The 20386-nt window shown below is 57.7% G+C and carries 15 protein-coding genes and 2 pseudogenes; 6 read left to right on the top strand and 11 right to left on the bottom strand.

From position 1 onward, the window contains the following. The first annotated feature begins 14 nt into the window (after positions 1-14). Together I2H36_RS08670 and I2H36_RS08665 are read left to right on the top strand one after the other, a co-directional pair. On the top strand, positions 15-800 hold the full coding sequence (locus I2H36_RS08670; RefSeq protein WP_196263486.1) for a hypothetical protein: 786 nt from the start codon (positions 15-17) through the stop codon (positions 798-800). A gap of 48 nt (positions 801-848) precedes the next feature. Further along, the gene (locus tag I2H36_RS08665; RefSeq protein WP_196263485.1) at positions 849-1148 is read left to right on the top strand and encodes a hypothetical protein; all 300 of its coding nucleotides are present in this window, start codon (positions 849-851) and stop codon (positions 1146-1148) included. Positions 1149-1394: 246 nt separating this feature from the next. On the opposite strand, the gene I2H36_RS08660 is transcribed toward I2H36_RS08665, so the two are convergent. From I2H36_RS08660 to I2H36_RS08630, 7 genes and pseudogenes are all read right to left on the bottom strand, one after another. Next, the gene (locus tag I2H36_RS08660) at positions 1395-1565 is read right to left on the bottom strand and encodes a hypothetical protein (RefSeq protein ID WP_196263484.1); all 171 of its coding nucleotides are present in this window, start codon (positions 1563-1565) and stop codon (positions 1395-1397) included. Between the two features lie 126 nt (positions 1566-1691). After that, positions 1692-2003, bottom strand: coding sequence for a DCL family protein (locus I2H36_RS08655; protein ID WP_196263483.1), 312 nt, complete (start codon positions 2001-2003; stop codon positions 1692-1694). An 11-nt stretch (positions 2004-2014) separates the two neighbouring features. After that, positions 2015-2509, bottom strand: a pseudogene (locus tag I2H36_RS20485) (tyrosine-type recombinase/integrase); the annotation flags it as partial. A gap of 15 nt (positions 2510-2524) precedes the next feature. Then, a complete protein-coding gene (locus tag I2H36_RS08645; RefSeq protein ID WP_196263481.1) occupies positions 2525-3091 on the bottom strand; it encodes a hypothetical protein in 567 nt (188 codons plus the stop codon). A 513-nt stretch (positions 3092-3604) separates the two neighbouring features. Next, entirely contained in the window at positions 3605-5830 is a 2226-nt protein-coding gene (locus I2H36_RS08640; protein ID WP_196263480.1) for a bifunctional DNA primase/polymerase, read from the bottom strand. Positions 5831-5838: 8 nt separating this feature from the next. Further along, positions 5839-5997 (bottom strand): hypothetical protein, encoded by a 159-nt coding sequence (locus tag I2H36_RS08635; RefSeq protein ID WP_196263479.1) that lies wholly within the window; start codon positions 5995-5997, stop codon positions 5839-5841. A 103-nt stretch (positions 5998-6100) separates the two neighbouring features. Beyond that, positions 6101-6751 (bottom strand): hypothetical protein, encoded by a 651-nt coding sequence (locus I2H36_RS08630; RefSeq protein ID WP_196263478.1) that lies wholly within the window; start codon positions 6749-6751, stop codon positions 6101-6103. A 1034-nt stretch (positions 6752-7785) separates the two neighbouring features. Here I2H36_RS08630 and I2H36_RS08625 point away from each other — a divergent pair. The 3 genes from I2H36_RS08625 (at position 7786) to I2H36_RS08615 (ending at position 12723) form a co-directional block, all read left to right on the top strand. Then, a complete protein-coding gene (locus I2H36_RS08625) occupies positions 7786-9393 on the top strand; it encodes a hypothetical protein (protein WP_196263477.1) in 1608 nt (535 codons plus the stop codon). A gap of 9 nt (positions 9394-9402) precedes the next feature. Beyond that, entirely contained in the window at positions 9403-10656 is a 1254-nt protein-coding gene (locus I2H36_RS08620; protein ID WP_196263476.1) for a trypsin-like serine peptidase, read from the top strand. A 609-nt stretch (positions 10657-11265) separates the two neighbouring features. Next, the gene (locus I2H36_RS08615) at positions 11266-12723 is read left to right on the top strand and encodes a S8/S53 family peptidase (RefSeq protein WP_210331003.1); all 1458 of its coding nucleotides are present in this window, start codon (positions 11266-11268) and stop codon (positions 12721-12723) included. Between the two features lie 833 nt (positions 12724-13556). On the opposite strand, the gene I2H36_RS08610 is transcribed toward I2H36_RS08615, so the two are convergent. The 4 genes and pseudogenes from I2H36_RS08610 to I2H36_RS08595 form a co-directional block, all read right to left on the bottom strand. Continuing rightward, a complete protein-coding gene (locus I2H36_RS08610) occupies positions 13557-14399 on the bottom strand; it encodes a DUF1206 domain-containing protein (RefSeq protein ID WP_196263474.1) in 843 nt (280 codons plus the stop codon). A 41-nt stretch (positions 14400-14440) separates the two neighbouring features. After that, positions 14441-15559, bottom strand: coding sequence for an AI-2E family transporter (locus I2H36_RS08605; RefSeq protein WP_196263473.1), 1119 nt, complete (start codon positions 15557-15559; stop codon positions 14441-14443). 78 nt (positions 15560-15637) lie between these two features. Next, a pseudogene (locus I2H36_RS08600) lies at positions 15638-16342 on the bottom strand (YoaK family protein); the annotation flags it as partial. Between the two features lie 138 nt (positions 16343-16480). After that, the gene (locus I2H36_RS08595; RefSeq protein ID WP_210331002.1) at positions 16481-18742 is read right to left on the bottom strand and encodes a glycoside hydrolase family 3 N-terminal domain-containing protein; all 2262 of its coding nucleotides are present in this window, start codon (positions 18740-18742) and stop codon (positions 16481-16483) included. Between the two features lie 129 nt (positions 18743-18871). Here I2H36_RS08595 and I2H36_RS08590 point away from each other — a divergent pair, with 129 nt between their 5' ends. Further along, complete coding sequence (locus tag I2H36_RS08590; protein WP_196263470.1) at positions 18872-20386, top strand: response regulator; 1515 nt, start codon at positions 18872-18874, stop codon at positions 20384-20386.

The raw sequence follows: 20386 nt of genomic DNA, 5'->3' as shown, positions 1-20386 counted from the left end.
GATTCGGGGCGGTCATGAAGGAACAATACGTCGGCGACATTAACGATTACCGGAAGTACGCGCTCCTAAGGGCTTTAGCCGAGGGTGGGGTGACTCGCATCGGAGTCTGCTGGATGCTCACACCTCCAGATGGCCGGCCAGATGGGAATAAAGTTTCATATCTAAATCAACCCCAATACGAGCGTTTCGATTCTGCGCTTTTTGCCCTCTTAAAGCGGGTCAAGGACACTCCAAACACTCGCCGCCTCGTCTTAATCGAGGAAAGCGGTATCATCCCCGATGCGACTTACGTGAACACGATGGTGCCGGATAAACTCTTCGAGCGACAGATATGGTTCTCGGAAGCGCTGAAATCGCTCCACCGCAGCGATTTGATCTTCTTTGACCCGGATAATGGTCTAGAAGTTTCGTCGAAGCGAAAGGGGCAGCTCAATTCGTCTAAATATCTCTATCGCGACGAGGTTGCGGCGACCTATCAGGCTGGCCATTCAATCTTGATCTATCAGCATTTCCCTCGCGAGGAACGCCGGGCCTTCATCGAACGGATTTCAACAGATCTTCACGGTCTTGCGCCGAACTCGCAAGTGTGGGTGTTCCAAACCTCGCACGTGGCGTTTTTCCTGCTTATCCACCCGCATCACGAACAGACACTGTCCTCTGCCTCGTTGGATATCGCAGCCAACCATCATTCCCAATTCCTGATGGGCGAGTGCCCTTCCGTGGAGCCAAACACATCCCGTGATGCCCCTTTGCAACGGTCACTCAGCCCCATTGAAACGACGGCTCTGCAGGATAATTGATACGGATATTAAGGCCGTGTTTTTCTGAGATTTCTGGAGAAACACGGCATGAAAACACTTCCACTTGCACTGCTTACAGCCTTTGCCTCTCTGGCAGCCGGATGCCAGACCTTGGAGAAGCGGGTCGAGGCCCGATCCAAACTGGTCTGCTTTCAGGCCGGATACGGCCTCACCTCGCCCAAACACCAGGAATGCATAGAAGCGTTGAAGCCAGTCGCAATGGACATGGAGCGTCAAGCAGCCCTACGCCAATTCAATGAGGGGATCGATATGATTGCAGCAGGAGTGAATCGCGGCGACGAAGGTGTGACCTGTGTGACCTCAGGCCCCATCACCCGCTGTCGCTGACAATGCAATATTCCAGATATTATGCAGTATCCTTGGGGCCCCCGTTGCGGCGACACTGACACTACAATACTGGGAGGGTTGAAGGCAGGACCGGCGCGACGCGACGCGGGTCGGCTTCAAGCGGCTGATACGGGTACTCTACTCCGCAGGGGAGCCTAGGGAGCCACATGCCGATGTCTGTGCACCCATTGCAGCGCCGTCACGCTGCGACCGGCGCGTCCGGACAGAGCTTTCGGCTGCTATCCCTCACTCGGTATCAATGATGCGGTAGCGGTCTGTCTCGCAGATCCCGTACTCCTCAAGCGCCCACTCCACGTCCTTGACCAAGAGCTCCGAGATCTCGGCGGCGGCGTGCAGAAAAATGCGCGACTCATTAGAGGTGACCAGATCAACTAAGACGACTTCACGGTCCGACATGAGCTGCTTCTCCGTACCGGAAAAGCAAAACACGCCGAGGACCCGCACAAAAGTTATCCGCGACGCAGGGCTCTGCGCCGCGGCATGTCTCGAAAACAAACTTTGAGGGCTGCCTAGATAGGCCAGTTACTTTTTGATCCCGAGGGCCCTAAGCAGGCTGAAGTCGTCGCGGTGTCCATCACTTCTAACTACGATGAAAGATCGAGTGGTCTTGTGCTGCTCCGACTGGTTTGCAACCTCGAAATGCGAGATCTTGTATCCGCCCAACTTCTGGGCATGGTCAGGATGCATGTAGAACAAGTCTCGTACGACCTTCTCATCTTCGCCTGTGATGCGCTCGCCCAGAACAACGCGGTTGAGGATCTCGCTCGCGAATCTAGCTGCCGCCGACTTGGAGGGAAACTGATGGGATCCGACCAAAATAGGTATTGCAGTCATATTGCCCTCCTTTACGCCGTTGCCACTGTAGAGCTAAAAGCAAGCTCCAAAGCCGCCATTGCTGCTTCGCCTCCTCGGACTGCCTGTGTGTAGCGCCCGAGTGTGACTACAGCGTTTGAATGTCCCGCAAGTTTGGCGACAAGGCCGACCTCGACGCCTTGAGCCTGCAGTGTGGATATGAAGCAATGCCGAGCTGAGTGAGGCGTGACGTATGGAAGGCCGAGCCGCATCAGCGCAGGCGCCCACATACGATTGCGGAAGTTGGCATAAAGTAATGGACCGCCACCCCCTGTTCGAGGCTTCGGCCACGCTTGCCGCTGTCTAAGACCTGGGAAAACCCGATACAGTTCTCGGCCTCGGCGGGGGCAGCGCAGTCGCCAATCAAGCATCATTCTTCGAAGCGTAGCGCACATCGGGATGTCCCGCGTTCCCGCAACTGTCTTGGTGAGGTTGGTGATTGAGCCATCTGGTTCCTGCATACGCCGGATCCGAATAACGTTCTTCTGGAAGTCTACGTCTTCTCAAAGCAGGGCTAACTGTTCACTCGGGCGCGTCCCCGTCAGGGACGGAAACGCGTAATAGATACCTTTCTCGTTATCTTGCTGAGCAACAGCGACCAGGTGAGAGACCTGCTCGGGTGCGAGGATCGCCTTCTTTTCCTTCCCACGTCCTCGTCCAAGATTTGACGGCATAGCTGGTGGACGGAGTTGATGATCCTCGGCAGCTAGTTTTAGTGCGGCCTCAAGATAGGATTTTGCCCTCCTAGCGGTGAAAGCACCCACCTCTTTCGCCAGAAGTTGGTACCAAGAACGGATCTGCGCAGTCGTTAAATCTGGTACGTTTATATCGCCTAGTAAGGGCTCAAGGTGTGTTCCCTTCGGCAACTTCCCGGTAGTCGTGTACTCTGCCCGCTCCTCACTAGTGCCAATCAGAAGAGGCTCCGTGATGTATCGGCATACGTACTTATACCCTTTAAGGGTACGCTGCTTCACCTGCCCCGAGCGGCTCTCAAGAAAGTTTTCGATGATCTGTCTAACGTTGAGCTGCTTGCGCTCCAAGACGTAAGTGCCCATTGCAACAGAAGCCATCAAATCGGCTTTCCTTTGTTGCGCATCCTTTTGTCTCTCAAAGAACTTCTGCTTGCGTTTTTTTGGTAGAGGGGTCGTTATAGTTTAGGACGTACCGCGTCTGAATGACTACAGTTCCGTCTTTCAGAGTACGCTGACGATCGCGCTTCGTAATGTTCACAGTAAATGGCATGTCGCCAGAACCTTTTCTGATGCTGTGGGATGAAAACGAAAACATGCGGCTGTAACCCGCACAATTATTCGGGTGAGGGGCTGCGTTGATCTGGTCTGAGGATGAATCTGCAACCCGAATTGTAACCGCGAGACTCTAGGGCCCAGAGATCCCCGACGGGACGCGGCCTGAATCGCGGTTCATTAGGCAGTAGGTCGCTTCGGAGAGGCACCCGGCAGTGGTGCCGGTGGCGCCGGTGACGCTCACGGGCAGGAACCGGCGGAAGGGCGCAGGTAGAGGTATATCCCTCCCTCTACTCCAGGCCGCCAAGATCTACCGCTTGCGTCACCGGCATCACCGCGTCACCCGTAAATCGATGGCTTGCTCGGCGTGGGCTCTAATTCGATTGACGACCAGATTCGAATCTTCCTGCCTCGTTTGTCTTTAATCTTGAACTCAACATGGAGGCCGGCTTTCGCCATCGCTTGTCGTAAGCGGACGAGTTGCGCCGAAAGCTGTTGGGTCGTCTTCGGTAATGCCTTATCTCTTGCCGGCTCAATGAGCTTGAATAGTTCGCCAACGTAGCCGTTGAACTCGCGATTTCTAAGTGGAGCCGTCAGTACTTCACGGATTGCGATTACAAGGGATTCATCGTTGATGCGTTCGATGAAGAGGGCCTCTTGAGCGGTAGACATAGCTTTAGTCAAGGTGCCTGGCGTTATGCCGAGCCCCGCCTCCGCCGCTGCAATCCATCGTGCGGCATCGGCCATACGAAGGCCCATCGGGGTCTCCGTTTCGGTATAGTGCCGCAGAGCAGATGACACCGCATCGTAGAGTGCTCCCAGGATGGCCGGTCTAACGCGCTCAAAATCGGCCAACATTTCGCCCTCGGTCCTCCGCCCTTCTACCTGCATCGATTGCAGACGAAGGGGTATTGCACGCTCGAGCAGGTCGGGCCGGCTGGCATAACCCGAGATGCCGTTAATCACCAAAGGTCGGGAATAGGACAAGACTTGTAATTCATCGTTTGTATAGAGCCGGCGAACACCCAAACCCCCTCCCGTGGCAAGTGTGCAAAGTGCGTCCGACATATCCGCGCGCATACCCGAAGCGTTGTCATAAACGAGGAGCCGATACTCTTTTGCCTGGATCATCAGGTCGCGCTCGTTGTCAGGTAAGCGGAGCTTCGACGCCCTATTGGGATCAATGAGCATTTTGGCGGCATGACAAAGGAAGCTCTTGCCGGAGCCCTGCTCACCCTCGACGAGTAACGCCATATACGGCCCTGTCGGTCGGAGGGCATTCACGAGGAAGCTGGTGAAAAGGTAGAACGAGGCCTCTTCGAGCCCGAGCAGAGATTGAAGCGCCGACAGACTGCCACCGCGAGCGGGCTCGGGCAGGGGTTCGAAGCCTGATGCCCTATAGAAGCGCCGTTCACCCTTCTGTGCTAGGTCCCACCCGCTCGCGGTGATACGAACGACCTGGCCGTTGGTTTGGCCTAAATCGATCTCGACGGCGGCATTATCGCCTGCGACCCGGATCTCCACAGGGTGTTTGGCCCCTTGGTAGAGGGCATTCGCCTCAAGCGTGGCAATAGCGTCGCTCAGCGTCCCGCGGCTGATGGGTCTTTCCATACTCTTATAGGTCTGGTGGCGAAGCCATTGCTGAAAGGCCGACGATCCAATCGGATAAGTCAGAATCCCATTGGTGGCCGGAACAGACGCGAATGCATACTCTCCATCGTGGAACAGCTCGACTCCGGCTTCGATAGCGATACTGACGATCTTGGCCGATAGGGTAGTCTCAGATCCTCCATCCTCGCTCTGCTCGAATCCTTTCGCTCGGGCAGATGCAATCCAACCTGGCAACTCTTCAAGCGAGTTTCCGGCGTAGTCCGTTGGCAGGAGAGCTCGGAAGATGTGCGCAATTCCTTCATCCGCGCATTTACCTACGAGTTGAGCAACAAGCCGAACTCCGGCGTCATGGGTACCCCCACCAAGCAGGAGAGCCGGCGTGAACTCGGAGCTCACAATTAGCTTCAGAAGATCCAGCCGACGGCGATCAAGGACCGGGAGTTCGCTCCATTCGCATTCGATCAGGGGCTTGCCAATCCAAGTATACTCAGCACCTGTCTCGGGATGGATGGATGGCGGAATGACCGTGTGCGAATTCCCGACGAGAATATCGACCGCCTGCACCTTCTCGTGGTCCATGAGCGTCGTTTTACGCACCTTGTCTTCACGAGGCACGCGAACGAAGAAGGTCGCTCCCTTCTTTCCACGTTTGCCTGTTACGGGGTTTCCGAGGATCGCCTTGGATACCCGAATGAGTTCATCTCGGTCGACATCTACCGCCCCTAGGGCGAACCCAGGCGAGATCTCCATGTTTGTGAGTAGACCAATATTGTGCCGCCCAAACGACGCAAGCCATTCCTGTTGTTTGGTGTCAGATGGTCGATTGTTGCAGTAGCCGGCCCAGTTTCCAATCTGCCCAGCTGGGCGCTTTGTTTCTGGCTCAACTGGTACGACGCTTAGATTGCGCGCCCAATAGAGGGGGGCGTTCTCGCCGAAGATCCTGGAGGTCGTCATTGGGCACCTCAGATCGCAGTAAGGACCTCGGACAGCAGTGCGCGCTTGCGCTTATTCCCGACAGTGTAAGTGGGAAAAAGCCCGTTATTGGCGCAGCGGAGCACGAGCCAGTACTTCAGGCCCGTAAGCTCCGCTATCTCTTTGAGAGTATGGAATCGCTCCGTCATAGCGGTGCCTCCTTATCTCCGAGAGGCCCGCTGTGGGCCTCTTTCGTGGAGGCCCCCGATAAAGAACACTAAATTCCGAAAAGCGACGGAGAAATAAAAGGCTCTATGGCTCTGTCCGGCGCAATTGCGGCTCTGCGACAGGAATTCCTAGGGCGCGAAGCGCCTCAACCGCCCTCGTAACCGCTCGCGCGGTGTCTCGACTGTTCCAGTCATCTTCCAGTGTAACCCGGGCCAAGAGGAGGTCACGCTTTGAACGAAACTCATCAGCAATCCGCTTGACTTGTGCCTCAAGCGTGCTGGCGCGCCGGCGTCTCGGGTCGTTAGGTGGCAGTTCGTTGAAGGCAGAACGTGCGATAATATCAGGAGCAGGGTTCGGGTTGCCGGCGCGCCACTCCGCCCAGTATCGTCGGGCAACGACGGATAGAAGATCGTAGTCATCGATCTTGTCTGCGCCCCGTTTGCGTTTCACGCCCGTCAGGGCTTCCATTGCGATCTCAAGGCGTTTAATCCGAGAGGATCCTTCGGAGAGCGGGTGTGCGTCGATGATGGCCAGCAGGATCGCTGCTAGCGGTGTCTCCGGATGCCATCCATGCTCCCATAGCAGTGTTTCAGGATTGAGATTACCGTCATCTCCCGTCCAAACTTTATCCTCCGGCCCGAGGCCGAGGTTCGCCTTCTTTGTTTCGGGCGAGTTGGGTGGACTGTTTTTTCGGGAGGCGGGTGTCTTGCGCTCTTTCATCGGAATGATCACCATCTGCTGAGAGACTGCACGGGGACTTAGGTTTTGGCAGTTGAAGCTACAAGCCGCCCCAAGATGGGGACCTGGGGTCCTTCCATTGGAAGCAGTTTGGGATGCTGCAGTGCTCCATCTCCCTACGTGGGTCGCTTCCGCGTGCTCGCGAGCGTCACCGGCGTCACTGCCTCACCCAAGAGGGGAAGAATTGAGCCCTGCAGCGGTGACGTGAGTGACGCCGGTGATGATCCCAGATCTGAGCTGACCAGTGACAGGGAGGGGGCACACGCCCGACGATTTGTGTCCCAGGTCATGTGGACTGCCGCTGTCCTGCCCTGTGCCCGTGGGTAGCCCCGTCCTGCCGTGCCGCGGCCGTACGGACGCCACTGCGGTACTTCCTAGTCCCTACTATAGCTCCACCGCCTCATGCCAGCCCAGTGCCGCCTCCGCGCATGTGCGTATATGGCTGTGGGGAAGCGGCTCCTAGTAGTTCCATGACGGGCAGTACGGACATTACTGAAGTACGGGGAGGGACTTCTCGTACCCGCCATCGGAGTTCTTTTGAGGTGCTTGTCGGCCCTGTGCGAGTAGCTTGGAGCTAGCCCGATGCCGAGAGTAAGGCTGGGCACAAGTGGAACGGGACGGGCTGGAGTATAACCAACATACCCGCAATCGGATTCACTGCAGCGTCCGGCAACCGAAAATCTATAAATCGGCAATGGTTTCCATTTACCTCCTGCAAGTTAACCCAAAAGTGTAGGAGATTAAACTTATCAAAAACTATATAGTTTAGCCTCTCGATTCAATCGGCCCGCATTGTAAGCTGAAGAATCGGGTTCTTTCTCAAACAAGGCCAAGTACCTAACACAAAGACAATTATTCTTATATCGCATCGGGAGCCTCGTATGTTCAGGTGTCTTTCTGCGCTCATAATTGTCACGCTTCCCTTCCTTACGGGCGTCGCTTTCGCCAAGACCAAGCCGCAGTCCAGAGATGTTATTGTTATTGATGCTGCGAGCCTCGCTAGATTTTCTCCAAGAGCGCGAGCGGATGTCGTGTCCACGATGGTGTCGAATTGGAAGATCGCTAGCCAAGCAGGAATTGTCGGAACGAAAAGGATCGAGCATTTCATAGCTCAATTAGCCACGGAGACAGGTGGCTTTCGATACTTGGCTGAAAATCTCAATTATTCGGCTGTCCGCTTGCTGCAGATTTTTCCAAGGCGAGTTAGTCCCGAGATGGCGGCCCAATTGGCGAATCAGCCGGTTAGGATTGCGAACTTCGTTTATGGAAACCGGCTCGGAAACCGACTTCCCGAGGATGGTTGGACCTATCGGGGCTCTGGATTGGTCCAATTGACCGGACGGGGAAATTTCGCCAGCCGAGGCTCCGAATTAAACATTAAACTCGAGGAGGAGCCAGACCTCGCCAGAACCCCGTTCGGGGCGTTCCAAACTGCAGTAGCTTACTGGAAGGCTCGCGGAATTAATGCAATTGCGGACAAGCACGATATTGCGAGTGTCCGCAAGGCGGTCAATGGCGGAACAAATGGACTTGCTGAAGCACGAATTTGGCTAGCCAGAGCGCAGCGATATCTTCGTAGCTCAACGGGGAGTTTTGAAGAACCGGGACTTACCTCCGGTGAACGCAATGCCGTTGCTGACCAGCTGAAAGTGTTAGGAATACTACCCGCCGATCCCGGTGCGTTCGTAGATCCCGACCTGTCAGTGTATCTAAAGCAACTGCAAAGAGCGCGTGGGATTGATGACACCGGCAAATTAGATGAAGATACCCTGTATGAACTAACTGATCCCGCGCATTTCAAAGCTGATTCTGGGAAACAATTTGCGTCAGCAACGACCGATGAATACTCCCATGTGCTAGAGAAGCCTGGCGACGAAGCGGCCTTTAGGCTCTTCTTGGGGCAACTTCCGAAAATCACGATTACAGATGATCGAGAGATTGCTCGCGACTATTATCTTGTTGAAGGAGATACGCTTTCAAGTGCCGACGAGGTGAGAGCGCATCTGAATGAAATTCGCGGGCAGAAAGATAAAAACGCAGCTTCTCCTCCCTCGGGCGAACTCCTTGTAATGACAGATCGTGGCGGTCGCCCTCAGTTCTGGGCCCGAGGACAAAGGCATTTAAGCTATACCGTTAGGAAATCCTCCTTTAGGAGCTTGAATGAATACCAAGATGTTGTTGAACGAATGAAACTTGCTGCATCCGCTTGGGTAAACGAGTGTAAAGGATGCGATTTGAGAATTGACCATAAGCCAGAGTTTGACGATCTAGCTGCTACTTTGGACGACGTCACATTCATTGTGAAATATGAGCCCGCGGAGCAAGGGTTTATCGCCGCAGCATTCTTCCCAAATCAAGAAAAGTTTAGGAGACTGTTAGTAGTTGGTCCGCAGTTCTTTGAGACTTCATTTGACCGTACTGGTGTCCTTAGGCACGAAATAGGTCACATTCTTGGATATAGGCATATGCATATTGTAGGCATTCCAGGATGCGCGATCGAAGACGCAAATTGGAAAGCAATCACGGCCGTATATGACAAGAAATCCGTAATGCATTATTATTGTGGTGGTGGGGGAACGCGGGAACTTGCGCTGAGCAGTCAAGATTTATCCGATCATAACAAGCTCTATGGAAAGTGAGAGGCGGAAATGCGCACCGCAGCACACGCCAGATGGGCAGCCGTCGCTATATTTACTTTGATTGCGCTCTCGATTTCCACGCCGACATACGCTCAGAACTTATCGTGCCCGCGTGGAGAAAAGACAGAATTCGGGGCCGCGTTCAATCCATTACTAAGAATAAAACCAAACTCGAATGGTGTGTTTGTCGATCATGGTCAAGGCAACAGCATCTCATCTATGCGACTATTGCTTTCTATCGCTGCAGAGAGCAAGGCATCGGATTGGGACGTTATAATCCGAGACAAATATTTCCGAATTATTGCAACTTTTCCGGACGATGACTTCCGAGATGCCCAAGGAAATTATACGGTTAGCAGATGGACAGGGCGGCTGCCGACAACAAATGGAGTTTATGTTGAAGTGTTAGCCCGCGATAGCGTGGATGTGCTGTTGGAGATCAACCGAGGGCTTGCGACTCCAGAACTGTCGTCTGACACACGCCTCTTTTCAATCCTTGGCGACAAGCCCGCTTGGACGTCTCTTGAGAACATCGAGGATGTAGGACCTAGGAGGGCGGGCTACTCGGTGGGTATGCTCCTCACCGGCTCCAATGCAGCCCCAGGTTCCGAGGGTCCCGCATCATGGTGCTGCTCTGGTGTAATGATAACGTCCGATTTGTTTCTGACGAATTGGCATTGCGGCGGCAGCAGAGTAGTTGAGGGAGAATACTGGAATACAACGACCTGCGCACAGACACTGATCGATTTAGGCTGGAACTTGGCAACAGGGTTGAGTCAGCAACTGAGCTGTCAGGCTGTCCTAGCGAAGGACCAGCGACTGGACTTTGCAATACTGCGGGTTCGGGCTCTTATCGGAAGCGGTGGAATTTCTGGTGCGCCTATTCGGAGCAGGCTGAGTACGGCGCCGATTTCCGAGCGTGACATTTATGTTGTTCATCACGCGCAATGTAGCCCTAAGCTTGTTAGCAAGAACTGCCGTGTGCAAGACGCCAGAATTCCAGCTTGGATTGAGGCGCCAGTCGACATGGTTGCCGATTTAGCCCCTAATTTTGCTCATGACTGCGATACTGAGCCAGGTTCGTCGGGAGGCGCGGTATTCAATACTGCGCGCGAGCTGATCGGAATTCATCATTCAGGCTTTGCTCGGGACGAAAACTGCGAACCTGTCGACAGGCTCAACAAGGGTGTGAGTCTTGCAGCAATCTTGGATTACTTGGCGGCGCATCACCCAGATCTAAGGAAAGAGATAAGGGCGCCTTGAGAAACAGCTCGCGCGAGGTAGAACATGCGCACGATTCTTGCAGTCGGCTGCTTTATTGCATGCTTTGGAACATCCGCTAGCTCGTCTGAGCTTCCGCAAAAATCAACCCAGAATGATTCCACTCAGCGGATCAATGTGGAACTAGACGGGGGTCTTGCTGCAGAAAATTTGACAGCCATTCTGCGCTTTCTCAAGCAGCGTGGCGTTGCCCTCGCAACTCGGCCCAACAAGCTGGAACAACGAGAACACATCTGTTCTCTGCTGTCCAAATTGAACTATCCGACACCCTGTGGGCCTATAGGTGACCTTATTCTCAGTGAACAGCCAACCAATACGCGATCTGTTTCCCGATCAAAACCATCGGAGACAGAGAGAATTATTTTGACGCCCGATATAGATGTAAACACAAGGCAGACTTCACGAGCTTTGACTAACCAATTCGGTTCGGCTGGGCATGTCGACAGTCTGGTACGAAATTGGAAGGACCATAACCCTTCGGTCTTTGATCGCCGGCTCACTGATGTCACTATTACATACACACTGTATAGAGTAGAAATTGTTATTCCTAACCATATTAATGCCGATGTAATTGTACGGGAATTGGCTCAGTTGCCCCTCGCAAATGTTGCGTATGAATTCCTTGGTCCAACGAGCGGAGGAGTTAAACTTAACTCCTGGTTGAATTCGGACGATGTGCGAAAGCTGTGTGAGGGAGCAGAAAAACTAGATCCACTTCTGTCAACGACAAGATCCTACTCGAGTCTATTTGATTTCGATACCGATGCTGTCGAGGCCCAGAAGATATATACCGGGCTCGTCGATCCTGCCCCCAAGGCTACGATTCATCTGCTTGATACGAAGCTCTGGCCGTTGCCATCATTGTTTCCTGCCTTTGGTGTTTCCCCTTCGCCAATAGGCTCAAAATGCAAATGGTCCTTCGACCGCGCACTCCATCATGCAAATCACATGGCTAGCATAATAGCATCGCAGGGCAAAGGAACCGGCTTCGAGGGGGTTGCTCCAGGAATTAAGTTAAGATCTTTTGATATTTTTGACTCAAAGAATAATCCAGGTGGGGCGCCTATGCATGTCTATGTTGAAGAGAATACTTACTACAAGCCAAGTGGTGTCTTTTTAATACCTAACACCAGGACGCTTGGGAGCGGCGGGGATCTGCCGTCGAAAGATTGGCGCTTCAGGGATCTCTTGGCATATACGCTTAGAAATAAGGGCGGTTTTCAAAGACCGTTGGTGGTCGCTGCCGCTGGGCAACAAGATACATCTACAGAGGCAGTATCTCTTGTATCTATTGATAGTAAGACAAACATGTTTCCGCAGAATCTTGGGGATTTGCCAAACATTATAGTGGTTACTGCCTGTACAGACTGCACAAAGAAGAGCGCCACTATCCATCCTGGCGCCAATCATTCATCTGAATCTGACTGGAAGTATGTTCATGTTGCAGCGCCCGGCGGTGTTCCTATACCTGCTTGGACATCGCCTGATACACTCGGTGCCGCCTATGGAACGTCTCAATCAGCCGCCTTCGTTGCTGGCATCGCAGCTAACATGATAACGCGATTTCCTGAGGTGTATGCACATAATGGTGTCCTCAAATACAGAATACAAAGTTGTTCCTGGCCACTGCCATTTTATAGGATCAGCGGCGCTGAGAATGAGGACATCGGGAAGATCGCTACTGGGGTGGTTGATCCGGCCGTCTGCATGCTTAATCCCAGTAAGACCTGGGTCAAGGATGACTCGGGTTGGAAGCCTGTAGAATTTAGAAGATGGCTTCCTGTGCCTTTTTCTACTCCGCTCAACCAGATACTCCGCGTGATGAGGACGGGAGACGCCCCAAGCGCGGAGTGGACTTTCTATACGATGCGTGAGGACGATGGTGGCGCCAATCTCCAAGTTGACAGAGGCTTGGGGCAGGTCAGGAGAATTTCCCTGCCGTCGATTAGCACGGGTTTTGGAATTGAGCTTTGTGACGGCACCGTCGTTAAACTGTTGGACGGAGTCAAAGATATATTCATGCCCTCTTATAGGGAGGCCTGTCAGTAACACATATCGCCGAACATCCGAGAATTGCTAGCTAGGAAGCTGCAAAGGTCCATGCTATTTTGAACAGTGGGACTATTACAAACTGGAGTGCGGCGATGAAAGCGTTCATCGTTCTATTGTCATTGTTTTCAATGGCGTCGCTAACTGCCGCCCAAGCATGCCCTATTGGCTTTTACAGGTGCCCCGCGGGTTGCTGCCGTTAAACATAGGTTTGCAACGGGTGCTGTCCAGAGACGCTGGAAATGTCGACAGACCTCGAGCATCTGTTGGAGGCGTGTCACGCAAGGGTCAGCCTCTGCTGGCTAAATTCTTATTCTCGGAAAATTCAACTTCGGTCCGATTTATCCCGATAAGTTCGTCTGCTGAAGGTTGTGCGCCGGTTGCCATCGCTATTTGCCAGATTGTCCTTTCCTGACTCCGGACTGTCCCTCGACCGCTTACCGGATACGATCTACCTACTTCTGGGCAAAGCCGTTCGGTCCCTCTTAGGAGCCCCCGATATCATGCGTCATGGTGCAATCGCGCACTACCGCATATTCAATCTGGCCAGAATATACCTTAAAGCAATATATCGCTGTTCCTGGTCATTCGCCGGTTGCTCGGCGGTTACAGTTTCCTGCCTTCATAGGGATGAAAGCCGGTATGCTGGATTACAATCCAGTCGATCTCACGGGGGATTTCCATAGGGCCATCTCTCGATGGAAAGAGATACACCCAGCTATATTTCGGTGAAATGCTGTAGAATACCGAAACGATACAAATTATCGCTTCCTAAACCGAAGGTCGGAAGTTCGAGTCTTCCCGGGATCGCCAGTCTTTCAGCGGCAACCTGCTTATCGACCCACCCGTGCGATGGCGGCTTTTGCGTCGTCGAAGTCGGGCGCGTCGATGTGGCGGTATCGGGCCTGGATGAGGCCGAAGACGCCGAAGGCGAAGAGGCCGAGCGCCGTCAGGGCCAGGAGCACCCAGCCATAGGGCTGCCGCTGCAGAGCTGTCAGCGCCCCGCCGAGGCCGTGCACCTCCGACGACGAGGCATGGAGCGCCGCAAGCACCAGAAAGCCACCGATCATCACGAAGACCACGCCGCGCGCTGCAAATCCCATGCGGCCGATGCTGACGAACCAGTCCCGTTTGTCGGACGGCAGGGAGAGGCGGTCCGCCACCCGCCCGCGCCACGCCTTCACGATGAAGGCGAGACCCGTCCCGGCGATCGCGAGGCCGACGAGACCCACCAGCCACTGGCCGAAGGGCTGGCTCATGAGCCAGGCGGTCCAATCCTGAGCTGCCTGATCCTCACCGCCGCCTCCCTGGCTGCGCCCGAGGGCGAGGTTCAGGGCAAAGAGGGCAAGACCCGCATAAATGATGCCGCTAATCAGATGCGCGCCTCGGACACCCCAGCCCTTCATGCCGGAGCCGCGATGATCGGCATCGGTGAGCGCCTCCAGAACCCGCCAAGCGCAGAACCCGAACAGGCCGAGGGCAATCAGGACGAGCCAGACCTTTCCGAAGGGCTGGGAGACGAGCGTCTGGAGGGCAGAGCGGCTGCCGCCGGTCTGGCCGCCGGATCCGATGGCGGCGAGCAGTGCCAAGCCGCCGACGAGACCATAGACCACGCCCCTTGCGCCATAGCCGACCCGGGCCAGGGTTTCGACGGGGTTGCGGCTGAGGTTGGGCATGGGTGACGACTCCACTCTGTCAGGAGTGAACCGCCAAGCCTTCACGGAGGTTCCTTGTTCGTCGCAGTGGCTGGCGAAGGACTGCCCTGCTGGCGCCAGATGGTGAGGAGAGCAGCCATCAGCACGGGGCCGACAAACAGGCCGATGAGACCGAATGTCTCCAGACCCCCGAGAATGCCGAGCAGGGTCCACAGGAAGGGCAGCCGCACCGCGCCTCCGATCAGCGCCGGCTGGACGATGTTGTCGCCGACCAGCATGACGGCGGCGCCCCAGCCGAAGACGCCGCCGGCGGCGGCGATGGATCCGCCGGTCATCACCAGCACGACGGCCGCAGTGCCGAATGCCAGCCATGCCCCCATGGGCAGCATGGCGAAGGCCGTGGTGAGGATGGCAAACAGGGCGGCGTTCGGCACCCCGGCCACCACGAAGCCGAGGCCGATCAGGATGCCTTCGCCTACGGCCACCAGGATCGTCCCGTTCACCGTGCCCCGCACAGCCGAGGCCATGTCCTCCGCCAGCCGCTCGCCCGGCCGGCCGAACCAGCGGTCGACGGCGGCGAGCACGCGGTCGCCGATCTCATCCCCGTTGCGCAGCAGGATGAAGAGGGTCAAAAAGATCAGAAATCCATGCAGCAGACGGGTTAGCACCGCGCCGCCGAGGGTCTCCGACCACTGGGTCAAGGTCGCGCTGTCGAGGCCGTTCAGAACCTGCCCGGCTGATGGGGGCCTGGCCAGATGAGTCTGCCACCATGCATCCAGATGCTGGCCGATGAGCGGCAGGCGATGGATCCAGTCCGGCATGGGAAGGCCGTTCTGCTGCAAATCCGTCAGCCACTCCACGACGAACTGCCCCTCGCGGCCGATCTCCGCCAGGGCAAGGGTCATCGGAATGACGAGGAGAGCGGCGAGGCTGGCTGTGACCAGCAGCGGCGCGGCCCGGTGAGATCCGCCCAGGCTCGCACGGATGCGTCGGTAAAGCGGCCAGACACTGATGGTGACGATGACGGCCCAGCCGAGTGCCGTGAGATAGGACCGGATCATCCAGAGGGTGAGCGCCAGAAGAGCCGTCGCGCCGACGAGGCGGGTTGCCCGCCGGCCGCGAGCATCCGGCGCATCGCCATCCGGGTGGCGGGGAGCAGAAGCCGGGGCTTTCTCTCGCATGGGAGAGATCTAGGTCTCCCCGGCAGAACGGCCAATGGCGGCTCAGCGCTTTCGCAGTTGCCGGGCCAGGGTCGTGGCATCCTCGGCCAGGGGAGGTCCGGCGAGCAATAGCAGCAGGAGCGCGAAGGGCAGGGCGAACAGGAATCCGGCCCGGCTGAAGCCGATGGCGCCGATTACGCCGCCGATGAAGAAGGAGGCGAGCAGTAGGGTGAGCAGGCGCAGCTTGGCCCGGTCCGCCAGAACCCGATCCGGATTGTCCGGGTTCCGGTTCCAATAGAGGAGCTTGCCGAGCTCGATTCCGATATCGGTGACGATTCCCGTGACATGGGTGGTGCGCATGCGCGCGCCGGAGACCTTGGTAATGGTCGCGTTCTGCAGGCCCATGATGAAGCATAGGAGAGGTACGGCGAGCGCCACGAAGGCCGGCGAGGGATGGGCGAGCCAGCCGAGAAAGCCGAAGCCCATCAGCAGGAAAGCTTCCAGCATCAGCGGCATGGCATAGCGGCTGCCGAGACGATGGCGGCGGCCCCAGTTGATCAGCATCGCCGAGCAGGCCGCCCCCATGACGAAGGGCAGCAAGGCCGCAAGCCCGATCGCAGCCGAACCGAGCAACCCCAGCGCCGTATGGTCGGCCATGGCAGAGAGAATGCCGGACATGTGCGAGGTGTACTGGCCGACGGCCAGGAAGCCGCCGGCATTGATCGCGCCTGCCACGAAAGCGAGGGCCACGCCGAGCAGGGCGTCGGCCGCTCCGGTCCGCTCATGGGCCGCAATGGCTTTCATCGAACGAATGGCGAAATCGCGGGGCTGCGGCTTGACCGACTGAGCGCTCATAGGCGTAAGCCTAGCGCCGATTGCTTAAGAGATCCAATGCGTCGAAGGGCTGCCCGAACATCGCTTTCGGGCAGCCTGCGATTCCGGTTACTGCGCGATGCTGGTCGACGCGGAGGCGCGCCGCTCCATGGGCGGAATGCGGAAGGTTTTGGTGATCTCGGCCTCGCCGATCGGCTCGGCCAGAGAGCTGCCGCCGACGAAGACCTGGATGGCGCCTGCCTCGACCAAGTAGGTGCCGTCGTCGAGATGAAAGCCAAGCGATTCCACCGGCACGCGCAGGGTCACGCGCTTCGTCTCGCCGGGCTTGAGGGCAATCTTCTCGAAGGCCTTCAGCTCGCGCAACGGGCGGCTGCGGCTTGCCACCGGGTCGCGGGTGTAGAGCTGCACGACCTCCTGGCCTTCCCGAGCGCCCGTATTCTTCACGCTTACCGAAACTTCCAGCACTTGCCCCTGGTCGAGCTGCTTTTGCGCCATCGCGGCATCGGCATAGGCAAACTGCGTGTAGCTCAGGCCCCAGCCGAACGGGTAGAGCGGCGTAATCGCCTCGTCGATATACTGCAGGGTGAAGCGGTTTTCCGGCTTGGTTGGCCGGCCGGTGGGCAGGCGGTTGTAGTAGAACGGCAGCTGTCCTGTGGCGCGGGGCCAAGTGAGCGGCAGCTTGCCGCTCGGGCTCACGTCGCCGAACAGCACGTCGGCCAGGGCCGGGCCTGCTTCCGTGCCCGGGTACCAGGCCATCAGGATCGCAGGAACACGCTCAGCCACCGAGCCGAGTACCTGCGGCCGTCCTCCTAAGAGGATGAGCGCGACCGGCTTGCCTGTCTTGGCAAGCTCTTCCAGCACATCGATCTGCTTTCCGTTGAGTTCGAGATGAGCGCGGGAAGCAGCCTCACCGGACAACTCCTGCGGCTCGCCGAAGACGGCGATCACAAAATCGGATTGTTTCGCGGCATCGAGGGCAGCCGGGAGTCCGCTGGTGTCGCGGCAGAAGAGATCGCAGGCCGGCGCATGGCGCACGGTGATGCCGGTGCCCTGCGCCCGGCGGCGGATGCCTTCGAGGACCGTGACGCTGTCCTCCTTGTGCCCGCGGGCCGCATGCGGCCCCATCTGGTCGTGCGGCGCATCGGCCAGGGGGCCGATCACCGCAATCGACCGAGCACTGGCCGGCACAGGCAACACATCGCCGCGATTCTGCAGCAGAACGAAGGTCTCGCGGGCCACCGCGCGCGCCATCTGGCGCGACTCCGGATTCGGGAAGGCGGAATCGGAGCGCGACGGATCCATGTCCGGACGGTCGAACAGGCCCATGCGGAACTTGGTGCGCAGCACCCGGCGCACCGACTCGTCGATCACGCTCTCCGGCACCCGGCCGGCGCGCACCTCGTCCGGCAGGTGCTTGATGTAGAGCAGCCCCATCATGTCCATGTCGACGCCGGCAAGAATTGCCTTGCGGGCGGCTTCCGCGCCGTCGACCGCGATGCCGTGGTTGATCAACTCGCCGATGCCGACCCAATCGGAGGTGACGAAGCCGTCGAAACCCCATTGCTTGCGCAGAATATCCGTCAGCAGCCAGGGATTGGCCGTCGAGGGCTCGCCATTGAGCGCATTGAAGGCCGCCATGAAGCTCGCCGAGCCCGCCTCCACGGCGGCCCGGAACGGCGGCAGATAGGTATCGTACATTTCCGCGCGCGGGATGTAGGTGGTGTCGTAGTCGCGCCCGCCCTGCGGGGCGCCGTAGCCGGCGAAATGCTTGGCAGCGGCGGCAAGGCCCCCCTGGCGGAAGCCTTCCACGCGGGCTGCCGTCAGGACGGAGCCGAGATATGGATCCTCGCCGAACCCTTCGACGATGCGGCCCCAGCGGCTGTCGCGGGAGAGATCGGCCATGGGCGCGAAGGTCCAGTTCACACCCACATAGGCCGCCTCCTTGGCGGCCCATTCGGAGGCGAGGCGCGAGACTCGCGGACTGAAGGCCGCGGCCTCGCCTAAGGGAAGAGGAAACTGCGTGCGGAAGCCGTGCAGCACGTCGAGGCCGAAGAGCGGCGGGATCTTGAGGCGGCTCTGGCGGGCGAGCGCCTGAGCGCGGGCGACGTCGGGGGCGCTGTTGAAGTTGAGCAGGGCTCCGGCCTTGCCTTCGGAAATGTCCTCCCAGCGCAGGGGCGGACCGTGCGAGACGAGGTTCAGCTGGCCGACCTTCTCCTCCAGGGTCATCTGCCTGAGGATCTCGTTGACGCGGCGCTCGATGGATTGGCTGGATGTTTCCTGGGCCTTGGCCTGCGGGACGAAAGCAATCGCCAAAATCACCGCAAGCGCCAGTGGCGCCAATCCATGGACATCAGAAAGCCGCACAATCATCTCCTTTGTCAGGTAGTAACACTTTATCGCGAGGCGACCGCGCTTGCCCTCGGTTCGTGTTACACAAGATAGCGGTTGGAAGTGGCGTCTGAGCGGCGCCGGGTCAATGCATATTTTCGGGAAGCTTAAGTGCCATTTTTGCCTGCCCTGTTGAAGCTGACTCTGCTGGCCCTGTCCTGCGCCCTGATCCTATCGGGTTTCGCGCTGGCCGGCGCTGCCTTCTTCAGGAGTTCCACGCTGATTGCCGGGGCGGCAGGGCTTTTCCTGGTGCTGGCTGCCGGGGTTCCGCTGCTGATCGGGCGGCAGATCCGGGAGGCTCTCAAGGATAAGGACGCCGACACGCCCGATGAATTCTCAGTGTTCGAGGATGTTACGGCTGGCCAGATCGAAGAGCCGGCCGTCCCGTTCGCTTTCGTCGAGGACGCGTTTCCTGACGTGACTTCCGCATCGGATGAGGACGAGGCCCTGCGCCGTCTCCAGAAAGCGGAAGCCGTCGAGAAGCTGCGTGACGGCATCACCCATGACCTCAACAACCGGCTCATGGTCATCAGCGCCAATATCGACGCTGCGGCACGCCAGTTGAAGGATCAGCCGATCCTGCAGCGCAAGCTGCTCTCGGCCCTCGTGGCCGCCGATCAGGCCGCCAAGCTCATCGCCCGCTCGACGGCCTTTGCCCGCCAGGGCGAGGCAAAGGTCCAGTATGTGAACATTGCCAAGCAGGTGAGCTCGGTGGCCGATCTGATGAGCCGCTCCCTGCTGCGAGACACCGTCGACATGCGGCTGTCTCTGGCAGAGGATCTCTGGTCCGTGGAGGCCGACCCGGACGATATCCAGACGGCTGTCGTTATGCTGAGCGGACATGTGCGGGACGCCCTGCCTCAGGGGGGCACCATCACGCTTGAGGCGTGCAACGTTTCGGTCCACAAGGGAGCGCTGCCGGACCTGACGCGCGAGGGCGATTTCGTGCAGCTGACGATTCGCAGCTCTGGACCCACTGACACGCGTCTTGCACCGGAAACCGATCTCGAGCAGGCCTTTGCCCTGCGCAACCTCGATCTCTCGTCCTGGCTGTCCCTGCGTCAGAGCCTGCATTTCCTGGAGGGCCTCGGCGGCGCCTCGGAGGTGCGTCGGGACGAAAACGGCACCGCGATCATTCTCTATCTGCCACGGGCCGATGCGGCGACCCTGCTGTCGCCGAGCCTGCCGAGCGAGGATGAAGCCTCTGATGAGCCGGTGCCGAACCATACCGAGGTTCTCGTGGTCGACGATGAGCTCGAGGTGGCGCTGGCTCTTCAATCGAGCTTGGAGGAGTTCGGTTACGTCACCAGCATCGCCACCGATGCCGCTCAGGCGATCAGGTCCCTGAACACCCGCAGGCCTGCCCTGGTGCTGGCCGACATCGCCATGCCGGGCACGATGAACGGCGTCATGCTGGCGCGCGAGGTTCGTCAGATTGCTCCCGCTCTGCCCGTCCTGCTGATCACGGGCAATCCCGGATCAGTTGGCGAGGAGAGCGAATTCCCGCTGCTGCAGAAGCCCATCGTCAGCCGTGATCTTCATGCGGCCATCCAGCGGCACCTGAATCCGCCCCGCGACAGCAAGGTGATCCCGCTCTTTCCGCGCTTATCGAAGCGAGCCCGCTGA

The sequence above is a fragment of the Microvirga terrestris genome, from assembly GCF_015694425.1.
Lineage (GTDB): Bacteria > Pseudomonadota > Alphaproteobacteria > Rhizobiales > Beijerinckiaceae > Microvirga > Microvirga terrestris.
Note: the sequence above shows the minus strand (reverse complement) of the source record. Positions and strands in the feature narration are given on the sequence as shown.